Source organism: Streptomyces sp. NPDC059874 (assembly GCF_042731135.1).
Lineage (GTDB): Bacteria > Actinomycetota > Actinomycetes > Streptomycetales > Streptomycetaceae > Streptomyces.
In genome coordinates, this window is record NZ_JBHWJY010000032.1 from 1 (window position 1) to 17,374 (window position 17,374).

Here is a 17,374-nt window from a genome sequence, read left to right on the forward strand (position 1 = left end):
GGGCTGGATTGTCCTGGCGGACGACAGGAGCGAATCCAGCCCCTCCGGCGTTTGAGGAGCGGGGGGTCGGGGCGGAGCCCCGGGTCTTTGAGGCGCGCGCGGCAGGCGGCTGTAGCCGTATCCGGCCCCGCCGGGCGGAGCCCAGGGAGGCCGGGCGCAGCCAAGGGGCCCTCGAACATCGGGGCGGATGGTCGTAGCATCCCGGCATGCCGAATCAGCAGCAGGCGCAGCCCACCCCGCCCCCCGCCGGAGGCCAGTGGTACCCCCCGGAGTGGCCCGACCGCATCCGCGCGCTCGCGGACGGTTCCCTCATCCCGGTGGAACCGAAGCGCGCCGCCACCGTCATGCTGCTGCGCGACACCACCGCCGGCCCCGCCGTGCACATGCTGCGCCGGCGGGCCTCCATGGCCTTCGCCGGAGGCGCGTACGCCTATCCCGGGGGCGGAGTGGACCCCCGCGACGAGGAGCACCAGGTCGGCTGGGCCGGGCCCAGCCGGGCCGAGTGGGCCGAGCTGCTCGGCACGGACACCCGCACCGCCCAGGCCATCGTCTGCGGAGCCGTACGGGAGACCTTCGAGGAGGCCGGCGTCCTGCTCGCCGGGCCGAGCGCGGACACCGTCGTCGGGGACACCACCGGCGACGACTGGGAGGCCGACCGCGAGGCCCTCGTGGCGCGGGAGCTGTCCTTCGCGGAGTTCCTCGACCGCCGCGGCCTGGTGCTGCGTTCCGACCTGCTCGGGGCGTGGGCACGCTGGATCACCCCGGAGTTCGAGCAGCGCCGCTACGACACCTGGTTCTTCGTCGCCGTCCTTCCCGAGGGCCAGCGCACCCGCAACGCCTCCACCGAGGCCGACCGGACCGTCTGGATCCGCCCGGCCGACGCGGCCGCCGGATACGACAAGGGCGAGCTGCTGATGATGCCGCCCACGATCTCCACCCTGCGCTCCCTGGAGCCGTACGGGAGCGCCGCGGACGCGCTCGCGGGGGCCCGCGGCAAGGACCTCACCCCCGTGCTGGCCCGGGCCGCTCTGGAGGGCGGGGAGCTGATCCTGAGCTGGCCGGGCCACGACGAGTTCACCAAGCGCGTCAGCGCCGGCCCCGGCTCCGGCCCCACCCGCCCCGGAGGCACCGAGTGACCGACGCCGCCGCACTGCCCGGACAGCCCCGCGGAGTGGTCTCCTCCGGGCCCGCGACCGCCCGCGCGGTGAACATCCTGGCCCCCAACGCCTCCGCGATGACGCTGGACGGCACCAACACCTGGCTCCTGTCCGAGCCCGGCTCCGACCTGGCCGTCGTGATCGACCCCGGCCCGCTGGACGACGTACACCTGCGCGCGGTCATCGCCGCCGCCGAGCAGGAGGGCAAGCGGATCGCCCTCACCCTGCTCACCCACGGCCACCCCGACCACGCCGAGGGCGCCGGCCGCTTCGCCGAGCTCACCGGCACCAAGGTCCGCGCCCTGGACCCGGCCCTGCGCCTCGGTGACGAGGGCCTGGCTGCCGGGGACGTGATCCGGACCGGCGGGCTGGAGCTGCGCGTGGTGCCGACCCCCGGGCACACCAGCGACTCGCTCTGCTTCCACCTGCCCGCCGACCGGGCGGTGCTGACGGGCGACACCGTCCTCGGGCGCGGCACGACCGTCGTCGCCCACCCCGACGGCCGCCTGGGCGACTACCTGGACTCCCTGCGCCGCCTGCGCTCGCTCACCGTCGACGACGGCGTGCACACCGTCCTGCCGGGCCACGGGCCGGTGCTGGAGGACGCGCAGGGCGCCGTGGAGTTCTACCTGGCCCACCGGGCGCACCGGCTCGCCCAGGTCGAGACCGCCGTCGAGAACGGCTTCGTCACCCCCGAGGCCGTGGTCCGGCAGGTCTACGCGGACGTGGACCGCTCCCTGTGGCCGGCGGCGGAATGGTCCGTCCGGGCGCAGCTGGAATACCTCCAGGAGCACGGCCTGATCCCCGGCGGCCCCGAGCTCTAGGCCGAACGGGGGGTCTTCGTGCCGTGCCGGGCCGTGTACTCGTCCGCGAGCCACGGTCCGAGGTCCTCCACGTACGCGCGCAGCACCGCCGGGTCCGCGACCGGATCCAGCGCCACGGCGGCCGCGGCCCGCATCTGCGCCGCGCGCTCGGGGTAGTACAGGCCGAAGACCTCCGCGGACTCGGTGAGGTCGCTGGTCCAGCCGCCCCACCGGGGCATGACCAGCGTGAAACCCGTCCGGACCAGCTGCCGGGCCCAGGCGCGGCTCAGCTTGCGGAGCTCCTCCGGGGTGGACGCGGTCTGCGCCTTGGCGCGCCAGGCGGGCAGCCGCTCGGCGAGATCACCGTTGGTCTCGCGGGCGAGGAGGCTGTCGGGACGGTAGCGCGGCAGGTGCTCGGCCAGGTCCGCGCCGAGCAGCGGGGTGCACAGGCAGGCGAGGAACCAGCCCAGGTCGAATCGTTCCGCCTCGCTCAGCAGGGTGTCCTTGCCGAAGAGCAGGAGGCCGACTCCGTCGATCTCCGCGAATTGCTCGTCGAGCCCGCGCGCCAGGACCTCGGCGGTGTCCCGGTCCTCGGCGGCGGGCTCGTGGTTCAGGGCGAGCAGCAGGTCGAGGTCGGACCGCCCGGGCCGGGCCGCCCCGCGCGGCACGGACCCGTACAGGTAGGCGCTGTGCAGCCGGCGTCCGTACGCCTCGACGATCCGCTCCCGCGCGGCCGCGACGACCTCCCGGAACTCGTCCTGCACCTGTCCGAGCGATCCCTCGCGCTCGAAGTACCCGTACGCGTCCAGCCCTCTGTGCTCCATGCCCTCACTGTGCCGGTCCCCTCGCCGGGGGCCTCTGGCCGAAACGCCGGGCGCCGCACTCGGACGTGCGAAAGGGGCCCCGCCCATCCGGGCGGGACCCCTCACACGGCCAAGATCAGCGTCAGCGGGACCGCTTCGCGAGCCGCTCCACATCCAGCAGGATCACCGCACGCGCCTCCAGCCGCAGCCAGCCGCGGCCGGCGAAGTCGGCCAGCGCCTTGTTCACGGTCTCGCGCGACGCGCCGACGAGCTGGGCCAGCTCTTCCTGCGTGAGGTCGTGCACGACGTGGATGCCCTCCTCGGACTGCACGCCGAACCGGCGCGACAGGTCCAGGAGCGCCCGCGCCACACGGCCGGGAACGTCGGAGAAGACCAGGTCGGACATCTGGTCGTTGGTCTTGCGCAGGCGGCGGGCGACGGCGCGCAGCAGCGCGGTCGCGACCTCGGGCCGGGCGTTGAGCCAGGGCTGGAGGTCGCCGTGGCCGAGGCCGAGCAGCTTGACCTCGGTCAGCGCGGTGGCGGTGGCGGTGCGCGGGCCCGGGTCGAAGAGCGACAGCTCGCCGATCAGCTCGCCGGGGCCGAGGACGGCCAGCATGTTCTCGCGACCGTCGGGGGAGGTGCGGTGGAGCTTCACCTTGCCCTCGGTCACGACATACAGCCGGTCGCCGGGGTCGCCCTCGTGGAACAGGGCGTCACCGCGTGCGAGGGTCACCTCGCCCATGGAGGCGCGGAGCTCCGCGGCCTGCTCGTCATCGAGCGCCGCGAAGAGCGGGGCGCGCCGCAGAACGTCGTCCACGAGTCTCTCTCCTATGTCGACCAGCTCAGGGGACCGGTCCCCCATTTTGCCGGACGGCTCAAACAGTGCGATCAATCACTACCAAGGATGCCGGACGGAGGCCCGTGCTGTGCGGTGAGCGACCAATCGGGGTGGTGTTACCGGAGGTCCGGGCGGGTGTCAGCGCCCGGCCTTAGGCTGGCCGGGTGTCCAATAAGCCGGTGAGAGCACAGGCCAAGGGGTCCGCGGGAGTGACGGCGACCCACGATTCAGCCGTGGGCGAACAAGCCCCCGCGGAGGTGTCCGCGAAGCCCCGACCCGCCCCTCAGGGCAAAGGTTCGGCCAAAAAACAACAGGCTGCCAAGCCCGAATCGCACCTGGCCATGGTGCGCAGGGCCCGCCGCATCAACCGCGAGCTGGCCGAAATCTATCCGTACGCCCATCCGGAGCTCGACTTCCGCAATCCCTTCGAGCTGCTCATCGCGACGGTGCTGTCCGCCCAGACCACCGACCTGCGCGTGAACCAGACGACCCCGGCCCTCTTCGCCGCCTACCCGACCGCCGAGGACATGGCCGCGGCCGTTCCCGAGGATCTGGAGGAGCTGATCCGGCCAACCGGGTTCTTCCGGGCCAAGGCCAAGTCCCTGCTCGGCCTCTCGCAGGCCCTGCGGGACAACTTCGGCGGGGAGGTCCCGGGCCGGATAGAAGACCTCGTGACCCTGCCCGGAGTCGGCCGCAAGACGGCGAACGTGGTGCTGGGCAACGCGTTCGGCGTCCCCGGGATCACCGTCGACACCCACTTCGGCCGGCTGGTGCGCCGCTGGAAGTGGACCGATCAGGAGGACCCGGAGAAGGTCGAGGCGGAGATCTGCGCGATCTTCCCGAAGAGCGAGTGGACGATGCTCTCGCACCGTGTCGTCTTCCACGGCCGCCGGATCTGCCACTCGCGCAAGCCCGCCTGCGGCGCCTGCCCGATCGCCCCGCTGTGCCCGGCCTACGGGGAGGGCGAGACCGACCCGGAGAAGGCGAAGAAGCTGCTCAAGTACGAGAAGGGCGGTCAGCCGGGCCAACGCCTGACCCCACCCCCGGACTACCCGGGCCTGCCGGCCCCGGCAAGATCCAGCCCCTCCGGCGTTTGAGGAGCGGGGTGCGGGGCGGAGCCCCGGCAACGGCGCCGCAGCTGTAGGAACGAATCGGGACCCGGACCGCGTTTGGCGGTGTGGGAGAACACGGACAGGGGTGCCTATGACGCGCGGTACACGGGACGAGACCACAGCTGCGGCCGGCCCGGCCGTCTCCACTGCCGGCCTGCCCGATTGGCTCGCCCCCGTCGCCGAGGCGGCCCGCTCCGTGGAGGGTCCGCAGCTGAGCCGGTTCCTGCCCCCCGCCGACGGCCGCGGCCGGCAGTCGGCCGTGCTCGTCCTCTTCGGCGAGGGCCCGCGCGGCCCCGAGCTGCTGCTCATGGAGCGCGCCGGGACCCTCCGCTCGCACGCGGGGCAGCCGTCCTTCCCGGGCGGCGCCCTCGACCCGGAGGACGGCGACCCGGCCACCACCGGCCCGCTGCGCGCCGCCCTGCGCGAGGCCGAGGAGGAGACCGGGCTCGACCCGTCCGGGGTCCAGCTCTTCGGGGTGCTGCCCAGGCTCTACATCCCGGTGAGCGAGTTCGTCGTGACCCCGGTCCTCGGCTGGTGGCGCACGCCCAGCCCCGTCGGCGCCGTGGACCCGGCCGAGACGGCCCGCGTCTTCACGGTTCCCGTGGCCGATCTCACGGACCCGGCACACCGGGTCACGACCGTTCACCCCGGCGGCCACCTGGGGCCGGGTTTCACCGTCGAATCGGCTCTGGTCTGGGGTTTCACCGCCGGGGTGATCGACCGGATCCTGCACTTCGCGGGCTGGGAGCGCCCGTGGGACCGATCACGGCAGGTCCCGCTCGACTGGCGCTCATGAGACGGTGGCCCACGTGAACGTGCTGGACATCTTGTTGTTGGTCGCCGCCGTGTGGTTCGCGATCGTCGGCTACCGCCAGGGGTTCGTCGTCGGCATCCTGTCGGTGATCGGCTTCCTCGGCGGTGGCCTCGTCGCCGTGTCCCTGCTGCCGCTCGTGTGGGACCGGGTGACCGACAACGGCACCCAGGTGTCCACCACGGTCGTGGTCATCGCCGTCGTCGTGATCATCGTCTGCGCCTCCATCGGCCAGGCCCTGACCACTCACCTCGGCAGCAGACTGCGCCGCCGCATCACCTGGTCTCCGGCGCGCGTGATCGACGCGACCGGCGGAGCCCTGGTCAACGTGGTCGCGATGCTCCTGGTGGCCTGGCTGATCGGCTCGGCGCTCGCCGGGACCTCGCTGCCCACGCTGGGCAAGGAGGTCCGCAGCTCCAAGGTGCTGCTCGGCGTGGACCGCGTGCTGCCCGACCAGGCGAACAGCTGGTTCCTGGACTTCAGCTCCACCCTCGCGCGCAACGGTTTCCCGCAGGTGTTCACCCCGTTCTCGAACGAACCCATCCCCGAGGTGCAGGCGCCGGACCCGGACCTCGTCACCAGCCCCGTCACCGAGCAGGCCAAGCGCTCGATCGTGAAGGTCGTCGGCACCGCGCCCAGCTGCAGCAAGGTGCTCGAGGGCACCGGGTTCGTCTTCGCGCCGGGCAAGGTGATGACCAACGCGCACGTCGTCGGCGGGGTCGGCGAGCCGACCGTGCAGGTCGGCGGCGAGGGCAAGCTGTACGACGGCAAGGTCGTGCTCTACGACTGGCAGCGCGACATCGCCGTCCTGGACGTGCCCAAGCTGAAGGCGCCCGCGCTGGAGTTCACCGAGAAGGACGCGGTGAGCGGCAACGACGCGATCGTCGCCGGCTTCCCGGAGAACGGCGCGTACGACGTGCGCGCGGCCCGGGTCCGCGGCCGGATCAACGCCAACGGCCCGGACATCTACCACCGCGGCACCGTCCGACGGGACGTCTACTCGCTGTTCGCGACGGTCCGCCAGGGCAACTCCGGCGGTCCGCTGCTGACGCCCGACGGCAAGGTGTACGGGGTCGTCTTCGCGAAGTCCCTCGACGACCCGAACACCGGCTACGCGCTGACGGTGGACGAGATCCGCGACGACATCCGGATCGGCAAGACGGCCGACCGGCGGATCGACAGCCAGGGCTGCGCCCTCTGAAGTCGCGGACCCGACGTCCCCCTACGTCCGTGGATGGCGCAGGCGCGCCGAGACCCACAGGGCCCGGCGGCGCAGGATGCGCGGAATCCCGAGTCGGAGGTCGTGGCCGTGCCGGCCTGCCCTCTCGTGGGCGCCCGGCGCTGCGGCCGAGCGGTCTTCGTGTGCGGTGTCACCGTAGTCGTGCGTCCAGCCCATACTCCGAGCTGTGCCCGTGCCCCAAGGTCGGTAACCCCTTCCGGGGTGGCCAATTGGCCTATGCGCCAGGCAATTGAATGCTTGTCATATCGGATTAACGGTCCGGTTCGGGGTCTTTGAGCCAATTCACCAACTCGGTGGAGAACGCCACCGGGTCCTCCTCGTGCGGGAAGTGCCCGAGACCGTCGAACAGCCGCCACCGGTACGGGGCTTCGACGTACTCCCCGGAACCGGCCGCGCTCCGCGTTCGCATCACCGGGTCCAGCGAGCCGTGCAGGTGCAGCGTCGGCACGCGCACCGGCCGCTTCATCCGCCGGTTGAACTGGAGCCCGTCGGGCCGCGCCATCGACCGCATCATCCAGCGGTACGGCTCCACCGAGCAGTGCGCGGTGGACGGGATGCACATGGCCCGCCGGTACACGGCGATGTCCTCGTCGGTGATGGACTCCTGCAGCCGGGGACCCGACCACTCCCGGATCAACTCGCCCACGAGGGCACCGTCGTCGGCGACGAGCTGCCGCTCGGGGACGAACGGTCGCTGGAAGCCCCAGATGTGCGAACTGGCCCGGGTCTGACCGAAGTCCGAGAGCATCGCCGAGCGCCAGCGCCGTGGATGGGGCATCGAGGAGACGACGAGCCGGCGCACCAGCTTGGGCCGCATCACGGCCGCCGTCCAGGCGAGGTACCCGCCCAGGTCGTGCCCGACGAGGGCGGCGTCCGGCTCGCCCAGGGACCGTACGACCCCGGTGATGTCGAGCGCCAAATTGGCCGGGTCGTAGCCGCGCGGGGTGCGGTCGCTGCCGCCCACCCCGCGCAGGTCCATCGCGACCGCTCGGTACCCGGCGTCCGCGAGCGCGGTCAGCTGGTGCCGCCACGTCCACCAGAACTGCGGGAAGCCGTGCAGGAGCAGCACCAGCGGCCCGTCACCGAGCTCGGCGACGTGGAAGCGGGCGCCGTTGGCGGCGACGTCCCGGTGCGTCACCGTTCTCCCGCCGGGGAGGTCGAGCCGTACCGCCGTGGCAGCAGTGGGTGGCGTGCTGGGGTCCGGCGTGGGCGCTGTCATGAGGACGAGCGTGCCACACCCACAGCCTGGTCACTCACCGGCCGAGGATGCGGCTTGACGGTCCCGACGAGCGCGGCGGTCTGCTTGACCGAGTCGATGGTCTTCACCGGCGGCTTGACCTTCTTGAACTTGGCGATGGCGAGCAGCCCGATCAGACCCGCCAGCAGCCAGAACGCTCCGCCGACGATCAGGAAGGACCAGGCGAGCCCGAGCCCGAGGTTGTGGATGCCGTAGGCCGCGGCGAAGCTCAGCACCGGCAGGGAGAAGAGCACGAGCACTCCGGCGACGATCGCGGCACCGCTGCCGATGCCCGCGCGCTTGACGTCCTGCTTGATCTCCACCTTGGCGAGGGCGATCTCGTCGTGCACCAGGGCGGACATCTCGGCGGTGGCCGAGGCGACCAGCTGGCCCAGCGTGCGCTCGGCTCCCTGCGCCCCTTGGTCCACTGCGCTCATCGCTCTCTCCCTTTGTCGTCTGCTGCGTGTGCTGCCTGTGTCGCCGGCGGCTGTCCTCCGTCGTCAGTCAGATCATGCCGGACGGTCGGCCTCGTTGCTGGCCCCGGCCGCCGCTTCCGACGCGGCGTGCGCCGCCGCATCGGCCTTGCGGCGGTGTTCCGAGGCCCTCTCCTCGTAGATCTTCGCCATCCGCAGGTGGTACGCCGGGTTGTGCTCCTCGTAGATGTCCGGGATGCCGTCCTGGTCCTCGTCGCGCTCCTCGGCCTCGGTGAGCGCCCTGTACTTGCGGTCACGGAGCTTGAGCAGGACACAGGAGATGATCGCGGCGATCAGGGAGCCGATCAGGACGGCGGCCTTGATCTCGTCGGTGAGGACCGGGTCGCCGGCGAAGGCGAGCTCGCCGATCAGCAGCGAGACGGTGAAGCCGATGCCGGCGAGTGAGGCCACGGCCAGTACGTCGGGCCAGGCGAGGTCGTCGTTCAGCTCGGCCTTGGTGAAGCGGGCGGCCAGCCAGGTGCCGCCGAAGATGCCCACCGTCTTGCCGACGACCAGGCCCAGGACCACGCCGAGGGTCTCGGGCCGGGTGAAGACCTGGCCGATGGACTCGTCGGAGAGGGAGACGCCGGCGGAGAAGAGCGCGAAGAGCGGTACGGCGAGACCGGCCGAGACGGGTCGGACCAGGTGCTCGATGTGCTCGCCGGGGGACTGCTGTTCGCCCTCTTTGGTGTGGCAACGGAGCATCAGGCCCATGGCGACGCCGGCGATCGTGGCGTGGACCCCGCTGTTGTACATCAGGCCCCAGATGACCAGGGCGAGCGGCACGTAGACGTACCAACCGCGGACGCCCCGGCGCAGCAGGAACCAGAAGAGGACCAGGCCGACGACCGCGCCGCCGAACGCCAGGAAGTCGATCTCGTTCGTGAAGAACACCGCGATGATGATGATCGCGAAGAGGTCGTCGACGACGGCGAGGGTCAGCAGGAACGCGCGCAGGGCGGAGGGCAGCGAGGTGCCGATGACCGCGAGGACGGCGAGCGCGAAGGCGATGTCGGTGGCGGTCGGGACGGCCCAGCCGGCCTGCGAACCGTTGCCGAGGGTGTTGACGAGGGCGTAGACCCCGGCCGGGACGGCCATGCCGCAGACGGCTGCGATGACCGGGAGGGCGGCGGCCTTGGGGTCGCGCAGGTCGCCCGCGACCAGCTCGCGCTTGAGCTCGATGCCGGCCACGAAGAAGAAGACCGCGAGCAGGCCGTCGGCGGCCCAGTGCTGGATCGAGAGGTCCAGGCCGAGGGAGGCGGGGCCGATGTGGAAGTCCCTGACGGACTTGTAGCTCTCCGCCAGTGGCGGGGTGTTCGCCCAGATGAGGGCTGCGATCGCGACCACGAGGAGCAGCACACCGCCGACGGTCTCGGCGCGCAGGGCGTCGGCCACGAAGCGGCGCTCGGGCAGCGAGAGCCGGCCGAGGAGCTTGTGGCTCTGGTTGTCGGTGGGCTTGGGCGTGGCCACGGTGGGGCACCTCCGGGGGTCGGTTGGACGGCATGGCGAAGCTCTTTGCCGACCAGACTTCCCGGCGCACCCTGTGGTTTTTACGCTTTCAATATTTTACAGGGTGTACGCGAGGGCGTATCCGGCGATCATCACTTTATGCGCGAAAGGGGCACCCGGCGCGCCGCGCCGGGTGCCCCTTTGGTCGTGTCTCAGTCCTCGCTGGAAGCGCTCGGCAGCCTGCTCTGGATCAGGCTCATCACCGAGGAGTCGGCGAGCGTGGTGACGTCGCCGACGGCGCGGTTCTCGGCCACGTCGCGCAGCAGACGGCGCATGATCTTCCCGGAGCGGGTCTTCGGCAGCTCCTGGACCGGCAGGATCCGCTTCGGCTTGGCGATCGGGCCGAGGGTGGTGCCCACGTGGTTGCGCAGCTCGGCGACCAGCCCCTCGGTCTCCGAGGCGCTGCCGCGCAGGATCACGAAGGCCACGATGGCCTGGCCGGTGGTCTCGTCATTCGCGCCCACCACGGCCGCCTCGGCGACCGAGGGGTGCGAGACGAGCGCCGACTCGACCTCGGTGGTCGAGATGTTGTGGCCGGACACCAGCATCACGTCGTCCACCCGGCCGAGCAGCCAGATGTCGCCGTCCTCGTCCTTCTTGGCGCCGTCACCCGCGAAGTACTTGCCCTCGAAGCGCGACCAGTAGGTGTCGATGAACCGCTGGTCGTCACCCCAGATGGTGCGCAGCATCGACGGCCACGGCTCGGTGAGGACCAGGTAGCCGCCTCCGCCGTTCGGGACCTCGTGCGCCTCGTCGTCCACGACGGTGGCGGAGATCCCGGGCAGCGCGCGCTGCGCCGACCCCGGCTTGGTCTCCGTGACGCCGGGCAGCGGAGAGATCATCATCGCGCCGGTCTCGGTCTGCCACCAGGTGTCCACGATCGGGCAGCGGTCGCCGCCGATGTGCTTGCGGTACCAGATCCAGGCCTCGGGGTTGATCGGCTCGCCGACCGAGCCCAGCACGCGCAGGCTCGACAGGTCGAACTTCGCGGGGATGTCGTCGCCCCACTTCATGAACGTACGGATCGCCGTGGGCGCGGTGTAGAGGATGGTGACGCCGTACTTCTGCACGACCTCCCAGAACCGGCCCTGGTGCGGGGTGTCCGGCGTGCCCTCGTACATCACCTGGGTGGCGCCGTTCGCGAGGGGCCCGTAGACGATGTAGGAGTGCCCGGTCACCCAGCCGATGTCGGCGGTGCACCAGTAGACGTCGCTCTCCGGCTTCAGGTCGAAGACCGCGTGGTGCGTGTACGCGGCCTGCGTGAGGTAGCCGCCGGAGGTGTGCAGGATGCCCTTGGGCTTACCCGTGGTCCCCGAGGTGTAGAGGATGAAGAGCGGGTGCTCGGCGTCGAAGGCCTGCGGGGTGTGCTCGGTGGACTGCCGGCCGACCAGGTCGTGCCACCAGACGTCGCGGCCCTCGGTGAAGGCGGTGTCCTGTCCGGTGCGCCGTACGACGAGCACGTGCTCGACCTGCGGGCACTTGGCGACGGCCTCGTCGATCGCGGGCTTCAGGGCGGTCGCCTTGCCGCGGCGGTAGCCGCCGTCGGCGGTGATGACCAACTTGGCGTCGGCGTCCTGGATGCGGGAGGCGACGGCGTCGGCGGAGAAGCCGCCGAAGACCACGGAGTGCGCGGCGCCGATACGGGCGCACGCGAGCATCGCCACGACCGCCTCGGGGATCATCGGCAGGTAGACGGCGACGCGGTCGCCGGCCTGGACGCCGAGCTCCGTCAGGGCGTGGGCGGCCTGGGAGACCTCGTCCTTGAGCTGGGCGTAGGTGATCGCGCGGCTGTCGCCTGGCTCGCCCTCGAAGTGGAGGGCGACGCGGTCGCCGTTGCCGGCCTCGACGTGCCGGTCCACGCAGTTGTAGGCGACGTTCAGCTTGCCGTCCGCGAACCACTTCGCGAAGGGCGGGTTCGTCCAGTCGAGCGTCTCGGTCGGCTCCGTGGCCCAGGTCAGCCGCCGGGCCTGCTCGGCCCAGAAGCCCAGCCGGTCCGCGTCGGCCTGTGCGTACGCAGCCTCTGTGACGTTGGCGGCGGCGGCCAGATCGGCGGGCGGTGCGAACCGCCGCTCCTCCTTGAGCAGATTGGCCAGGCTTTCATTGCTCACGAGATCTCCCTTTCCCAGGGTGTCCGTTGTGTCCCCGGGCATAGCTCATCAGTCGGTGGCCCGGGTGACAAGGGGTAGCCGACAATTGGTTTAGACCTATATCGCGACTCGGTACCGCGTGGGCACGGCGTGCGAAGACCCCTTCCCGCCGCAGGGTGCGAGAAGGGGCCACACGATTGCACGGATACGGGAGGGTATCGGTTCAGGCGTCGTGCCCAGGTGCCGTGCGCGGGCGTCGTGCGTGGGCGTTGTGCTCGGGCGTCGCGCTCGGGCGTCGCGCTCAGGCGTTCTGACCGACGCTGTCGAAGACCCGGCAGTCGAAGAAGTCCTCGCCTTCGGACAGCAGGTACGCCTGGGCCTCGCCCACGTGGAAGTACATCCCGTGCAGTTCGAGGGTGCCCTCGGTGAGCCGCCTGGCCACCGACTCGTGCGCCTTCAAGTGCTCCAACTGCTGGACCACGTTGGTCAGGCACAGCTGCTCGACGGCGTCCGCCGGGAGCCGTCCGGCGATCCGGGCCCAGGCGTGGTGGCGGCTGGCCATCCGCTCCAGGCTGGGCAGCCCGTGCCGCAGCCAGCGGCGCAGCGGGGTCATCGGCTGCCCGGGAGCGGAGTTGAGCAGGGCCTGCATGGCCCCGCAGCCCGAGTGGCCGCACACCGTGATGCTGTCCACCTTGAGCACGTCCACGGCGTACTCGATGGCCGCCGCGACCGAGTCGTCCGTGGACTCCGCGCCGGGGAGCGGGACCAGATTGCCGACGTTGCGGACGGTGAACAGGTCCCCGGGGCCGCTGGCCGTGATCATGCTGGTCACCAGGCGGGAATCCGCGCAGGTGAGGAAGAGCTGCGAGGGCCGCTGCCCCTCGCGGGCCAGCCGGGCCAGTTCGTCCCGTACGTGGGGCGCGGTATCGCGCTGGAAGGCGCTGATCCCGTTGGCGAGTTGACCGGCTCCGCGCCGCCTGGTCCTCTTCGTCGGAGCGGCAGCGGTCTGCGAGGCCCCCGTGGCCGCTGCCGTGCCCTCTGCCTGGGCAGCCGTAGCGGGCTCCGCCGCCCGGTGGTCGCAGTGGTTCTGCCACGGCGTCCAGGGTCGGCAGCACTGGTGGGTCCCGCGCTGTGTCCCGCCCCGGGGCAGCTCGGCCGACCCGGCGCGGCTGGTGACCTTCGATGAACCCCCGTGCGCCACATGGGACTCCTGCCAGTCGTGCAGGGTCTCGTAGGCCGCGTGGTCCATGAACGAACCGTCCAGCTCGATCACCGCGTGCCCGTGCTGTGGAATCTGGTTAAGGATCCGGCTCAGCCGCGGCACCGCGAGGAAGGTCAACTGGCCGCGCGCCCGCACCCGGTGGACCTCGCCCTCCAGCTCCACGGTGATCCTGGTCCGGGCGAGGCGGTGCAGCGCCAGCGCCACGGCGACCGCGATGCCGATGGCCACGCCCTCCAGGACCCCGCCGAGGACCACTCCCACGATGGTCGTGCCGTAGACCACGATCTCGCGGTGCCGCGTGACGGTGCGCAGGTGCGTGGCGCTCACCATCCGCACCCCCACCGCCATCACCAGCGCGGCCAGCGCGGCCAGCGGGATCAGGTCGAGCGCGGGGACGAGCAATCCCGCCGCGAGGAGCACCCAGAGGCCGTGCAGCATGACCGACCGCCGGCTGACGGCACCCGACTTGACGTTCGCCACGCTGCGCATGGCCCCGCCCGCGACGGGAAGCCCGCCCAGCGCACCGGAGACGATGTTCGCCGCGCCCTGCCCCCGCAGTTCGCGGTTGAGGTCGGCGCGCGGCGGGCGGTTGCACGTGACGCGCTCGGAGGCGATCAGCTTGTCGGTCGCGACGGCGGACAGCAGGGACTCCACACTGCCCACCAGGGTGATGGTCAGCACGGCGGCGATGATGCCGAGGACCGGCCCTTCGGGCAGCTCGGGCAGGGCGTGGCTGCGCCAGGACGGAAGGTCCACCCGGGGTAGGTGGATGCCGGCCAGTGCGGCGAAGGCGGTGGCCGCGGCGACGGCGGCGAGGGTCGCCGGCACCTTGCGCAGTGCCCGGCCCGCCCGTCCGGGCAGCCGCGGCCAGCCGAGCAGGACGAGCAGGGTCAGCAGGCTGACGCCGAGCGCGCCGGGGTGGAGGTCGGCCAACTGGTCCGGCAGGCCGAGCACGTTGGCCACGGCCGAGCTCTGCGGGGTGCCGCCGAGCACGATGTGCAACTGGGCCAGCGCGATGGTCACGCCGATGCCCGCGAGCATGCCGTGCACGATGGCCGGGCTGACCATGAGCGCCGACCGGGCGGTCCGCAGCGCGGCGAGCCCGAGCTGGCAGCAACCGGCGAGCACGGTGATCGCGCAGGTGGTCCGCCATCCGTAGTGCTGGATCAACTCGGCGGTGACCACCGTGAGTCCGGCCGCGGGCCCACTCACCTGCAGCGGCGCGCCGCCGAGCCGTCCGGCGACGATGCCTCCGACCGCCGCGGCGACCAGGCCGGCCTGGAGCGGGGCGCCCGTGGCCAGCGCGATGCCGAGCGAGAACGGGAGGGCGATCAGGAATACCGCGACCGAGGCGGAGAGGTCGGCGGGGAGGTCGGCTGGGAGGCCGGCGGTGCGGTTCTTGGAAGGGGCAGTCATAAGGTCCCGTCTCCTCTGGCCTGGTCTGGCCCGGTCTGGTCTGGGGAGGGGTGAAGCGGCGGGATTCTCAACGCTCAGTAAACGAATGGTAATGGAGAGTAAAGGGGAGTGATAGGTAATACGGGCAAATGGCCCAGAAATTAGCACTCAGGGGTGATTGATCCTTTTATCCGGCTTGTCACACCTTCTTCAAAGCAGACCGCATGGGACGTTGCGGCGCGGAAGCCCTGCGAGGGAACCGCGACGAAGCGCGATGAACCGCGATGGATCTGTGAGGGAGAGGTGGGGCGGATGATCGCCGCCACGAAGAAGATCGCCGGCGGCCTGGTCGCCACGGCCCTGGTCCTGGGGGTCGCCGGGTGCACCGCCTCGGAACCGGCCAAGTCCCCGGCCTCCGGCCCGCAGAACGCCAGGAAGGGGGCGGCCGCCCCCGAGGCCCCGGGCAGCGTCAACCGGCCCATCGGCGACGGCTCGACCGCCTACACCGGCACGCAGCCGAACGTGCGGAAGCCGCAGAAGCTGAAGCCGGGAGAAAAGCCGCCGCAGTTCGTGGTGTTCTCGTGGGACGGGGCCGGCGAGGACAGCCAGAAGCTCTTCTCGCACTTCCGTGAGGTCGGCAAGAAGCACAACGCGCGCATGACGTACTTCCTCAGCGGCGTGTACATGCTTCCCGAGGAGAAGCGCTCCCTCTACACGGCCCCGCAGCATTCGCCCGGCCGCTCCGACATCGGCTTCGGCGACCTCCAGGGCATCAAGGACACCGCCACCCAGGTCCGCGCGGCCTGGCTGGAGGGCAACGAGATCGGCACCCACTTCAACGGCCACTTCTGCGGCCCCGACGGGGGCGTCGGCACCTGGTCGGTGGAGGAGTGGAAGAGCGAGATCAACCAGGCCAAGTCCTTCGTCAAGAACTGGAAGACCAATGCGGGCCTGAAGACGATGGACGCACTCCCCTTCGACTACGACAAGGAGCTCATCGGCGCCCGCACCCCCTGCCTCGAAGGCCAGAAGAACTTCATGCTGGCGGCCAAGGACATGGGCTTCCGCTACGACTCCAGCGGCATCAGCAAGCAGATCTGGCCCAAGAAGACGGACGGTCTCTGGGACATCCCGCTCCAGCTCGTACCCATGCCGGGCCGCGCCTTCGACACGCTGAGCATGGATTACAACTACATGGTCAACCAGTCCGGTACGACCTCCCAGGGCGACCCCTCGCAGCACAAGTACTGGGGCGACCAGATGCGCGACGGCCTGCGCCAGGCCTTCGACCGCGTCTACCAGGGCAACCGGGCGCCGCTGATCATCGGCAACCACTTCGAGTCCTGGAACGGCGGCACCTACATGCGCGCCGTCGAGGAGTCCATCAAGACCATGTGCACCAAGCCCGAGGTCCGCTGCGTGCCGTTCCGCGAGCTGGTGGACTGGCTCGACGCCCAGGACCCGAAGACCCTGGAATGGATGCGCACCCTCGACGTCGGCGAGACGCCGAAGGAGGGCTGGACGAAGTTCCTGACCGCGGGGCCGCCGGCCGCGCCGAGCGCCCCCGCGGGCGTCAAGCCGGCTGCGGAGCCGGCCGATGCTGCTGCGGACGAGGGCTGAGGATCACGTCCATTCCCATCGCGTCCTCGCGGAGCACGAAATCGGGGTCGATCTGGTCCGCCAGGTCGACCCCGGTCTTGGCGTTGCCCCAACTCTCCGCGTTCCTGAGGTGGAAGCGCACCATCTGCTCGGTGTACCGGCCCCAGTCGCGGTGCGCGTACGAGTCGTCGGCGGTGTCCTGGAGGGCCTGCAGGGCCAGCCGGTTGCTCGCCTCCAACAGCTCGAAGGCGGCCGGGCGGCCCTTCTCCATCGCCCGCACCCAGTCGGAGTGCCCGACGGTGACCAGCAGGTCCTCGCCGACCTCGTCCTGGAGGAACTCGATGTCCTCCGGGCCCTGCACCTTGTTGCCGATGACCTTGAGCGCGACCCCGAAGTCCCGGGCGTACTCCTTGTACTGGCGGTAGACGGAGACGCCCTTGCGGGTCGGCTCGGCGACCAGGAAGGTCACGTCGAAGCGGGTGAACATGCCCGACGCGAAGGAGTCCGAGCCGGCCGTCATGTCGACGACCACGTACTCGTCCGGTCCGTCGACGAGGTGGTTGAGGCAGAGCTCGACCGCTCCGACCTTGGAGTGGTAGCAGGCGACGCCCAGGTCGGCCTCGGTGAAGGGCCCGGTGGCCATGAGCCGCACGGGCTCCCCGTCCAGCAGCAGCGTGCGCGCGCACGCCTCGTACACCGGGTTGTCCTCGGTGACTCGCAGCAGGCGCGAGCCGCGGCCGGGCGGGGTGGTCTTGATCATCGTGTCGGCGGACGCGATGCGCGGGTTGGAACCGCGCAGGTACTCCTTGATCAGGGGGAGATGCGCGCCCATGGCCGGGAGCTCGGCGGCCTCCTCCTCGCTGAGGCCGAGCGCGGTGCCCAAGTGCTGGTTGATGTCGGCGTCCACCGCGACGACGGGGGCTTCATTGGCGGCGAGGTGGCGGATGAAGAGGGAGGACAGCGTCGTCTTGCCGCTGCCGCCCTTTCCCACGAAAGCGATCTTCATGTTCACCAAGCGTAGTGGGTCGACAGCGGGGAGTTGTCAAGGTGAGTGAAGAAGACCACTCCAAGGAGGGGTCGGTGCTACG

Annotated in this window: 14 protein-coding genes; 6 read left to right on the plus strand and 8 right to left on the minus strand. The window is 71.1% G+C overall.

What is annotated here, in order from left to right; all coding sequences use genetic code 11:
• Positions 1-206: 206 nt before the first annotated feature.
• Together ACFV9H_RS19660 and ACFV9H_RS19665 are read left to right on the plus strand one after the other, a co-directional pair.
• Positions 207-1,136 carry an NUDIX hydrolase gene (locus tag ACFV9H_RS19660; protein ID WP_385399684.1) on the plus strand — a complete coding sequence of 310 codons (930 nt, stop codon included), beginning with the start codon at positions 207-209 and terminating at the stop codon, positions 1,134-1,136.
• Positions 1,133-1,981, plus strand: a complete 849-nt coding sequence (locus tag ACFV9H_RS19665) for an MBL fold metallo-hydrolase (RefSeq protein WP_385399686.1) — start codon at positions 1,133-1,135, stop codon at positions 1,979-1,981. Before ACFV9H_RS19660 ends, ACFV9H_RS19665 begins: the two co-directional genes overlap by 4 nt.
• Here ACFV9H_RS19665 and ACFV9H_RS19670 read toward each other — a convergent pair.
• Together ACFV9H_RS19670 and ACFV9H_RS19675 are read right to left on the minus strand one after the other, a co-directional pair.
• The gene (locus ACFV9H_RS19670; protein WP_385399688.1) at positions 1,978-2,784 is read right to left on the minus strand and encodes a nucleotidyltransferase domain-containing protein; all 807 of its coding nucleotides are present in this window, start codon (positions 2,782-2,784) and stop codon (positions 1,978-1,980) included. The genes ACFV9H_RS19665 and ACFV9H_RS19670 overlap by 4 nt on opposite strands.
• 121 nt (positions 2,785-2,905) lie before the next feature.
• The gene (locus ACFV9H_RS19675) at positions 2,906-3,580 is read right to left on the minus strand and encodes a Crp/Fnr family transcriptional regulator (protein WP_003981529.1); all 675 of its coding nucleotides are present in this window, start codon (positions 3,578-3,580) and stop codon (positions 2,906-2,908) included.
• 278 nt (positions 3,581-3,858) lie between these two features.
• On the opposite strand from ACFV9H_RS19675, the gene nth reads away from it, so the two are divergent.
• The 3 genes from nth to ACFV9H_RS19690 all read left to right on the plus strand — a co-directional run bounded on the left by nth (position 3,859) and on the right by ACFV9H_RS19690 (position 6,725).
• Positions 3,859-4,698 carry an endonuclease III gene (nth, locus tag ACFV9H_RS19680; protein ID WP_385399840.1) on the plus strand — a complete coding sequence of 280 codons (840 nt, stop codon included), beginning with the start codon at positions 3,859-3,861 and terminating at the stop codon, positions 4,696-4,698.
• Positions 4,699-4,804: 106 nt separating this feature from the next.
• Positions 4,805-5,509, plus strand: coding sequence for an NUDIX hydrolase (locus tag ACFV9H_RS19685; RefSeq protein ID WP_385399690.1), 705 nt, complete (start codon positions 4,805-4,807; stop codon positions 5,507-5,509).
• Between the two features lie 13 nt (positions 5,510-5,522).
• Complete coding sequence (locus tag ACFV9H_RS19690; RefSeq protein WP_385399693.1) at positions 5,523-6,725, plus strand: MarP family serine protease; 1,203 nt, start codon at positions 5,523-5,525, stop codon at positions 6,723-6,725.
• 289 nt (positions 6,726-7,014) lie between these two features.
• On the opposite strand, the gene ACFV9H_RS19695 is transcribed toward ACFV9H_RS19690, so the two are convergent.
• The 5 genes from ACFV9H_RS19695 to ACFV9H_RS19715 all read right to left on the minus strand — a co-directional run bounded on the left by ACFV9H_RS19695 (position 7,015) and on the right by ACFV9H_RS19715 (position 14,708).
• Positions 7,015-7,983, minus strand: a complete 969-nt coding sequence (locus ACFV9H_RS19695) for an alpha/beta fold hydrolase (RefSeq protein ID WP_385399695.1) — start codon at positions 7,981-7,983, stop codon at positions 7,015-7,017.
• A complete protein-coding gene (locus ACFV9H_RS19700; RefSeq protein WP_385399697.1) occupies positions 7,980-8,438 on the minus strand; it encodes a phage holin family protein in 459 nt (152 codons plus the stop codon). The genes ACFV9H_RS19695 and ACFV9H_RS19700 overlap by 4 nt, the downstream gene beginning before the upstream one ends.
• Positions 8,439-8,510: 72 nt before the next feature.
• Positions 8,511-9,944 (minus strand): Na+/H+ antiporter NhaA, encoded by a 1,434-nt coding sequence (gene nhaA, locus ACFV9H_RS19705; protein ID WP_385399700.1) that lies wholly within the window; start codon positions 9,942-9,944, stop codon positions 8,511-8,513.
• 191 nt (positions 9,945-10,135) lie between these two features.
• Positions 10,136-12,133: an acetate--CoA ligase gene (gene acs, locus ACFV9H_RS19710; RefSeq protein ID WP_385399703.1), complete on the minus strand. Its 1,998-nt coding sequence runs from the start codon at positions 12,131-12,133 to the stop codon at positions 10,136-10,138.
• A gap of 238 nt (positions 12,134-12,371) precedes the next feature.
• A complete protein-coding gene (locus ACFV9H_RS19715) occupies positions 12,372-14,708 on the minus strand; it encodes a SulP family inorganic anion transporter (protein WP_385399705.1) in 2,337 nt (778 codons plus the stop codon).
• A 291-nt stretch (positions 14,709-14,999) separates the two neighbouring features.
• Between ACFV9H_RS19715 and ACFV9H_RS19720 the strand changes: the two genes are divergently transcribed.
• Positions 15,000-16,307 (plus strand): hypothetical protein, encoded by a 1,308-nt coding sequence (locus tag ACFV9H_RS19720; RefSeq protein WP_385399708.1) that lies wholly within the window; start codon positions 15,000-15,002, stop codon positions 16,305-16,307.
• On the opposite strand, the gene ACFV9H_RS19725 is transcribed toward ACFV9H_RS19720, so the two are convergent.
• Positions 16,261-17,292, minus strand: a complete 1,032-nt coding sequence (locus tag ACFV9H_RS19725) for an ATP-binding protein (RefSeq protein WP_385399711.1) — start codon at positions 17,290-17,292, stop codon at positions 16,261-16,263. The two genes, ACFV9H_RS19720 and ACFV9H_RS19725, sit on opposite strands and share 47 nt — an antisense overlap.
• Positions 17,293-17,374: the final 82 nt, after the last annotated feature.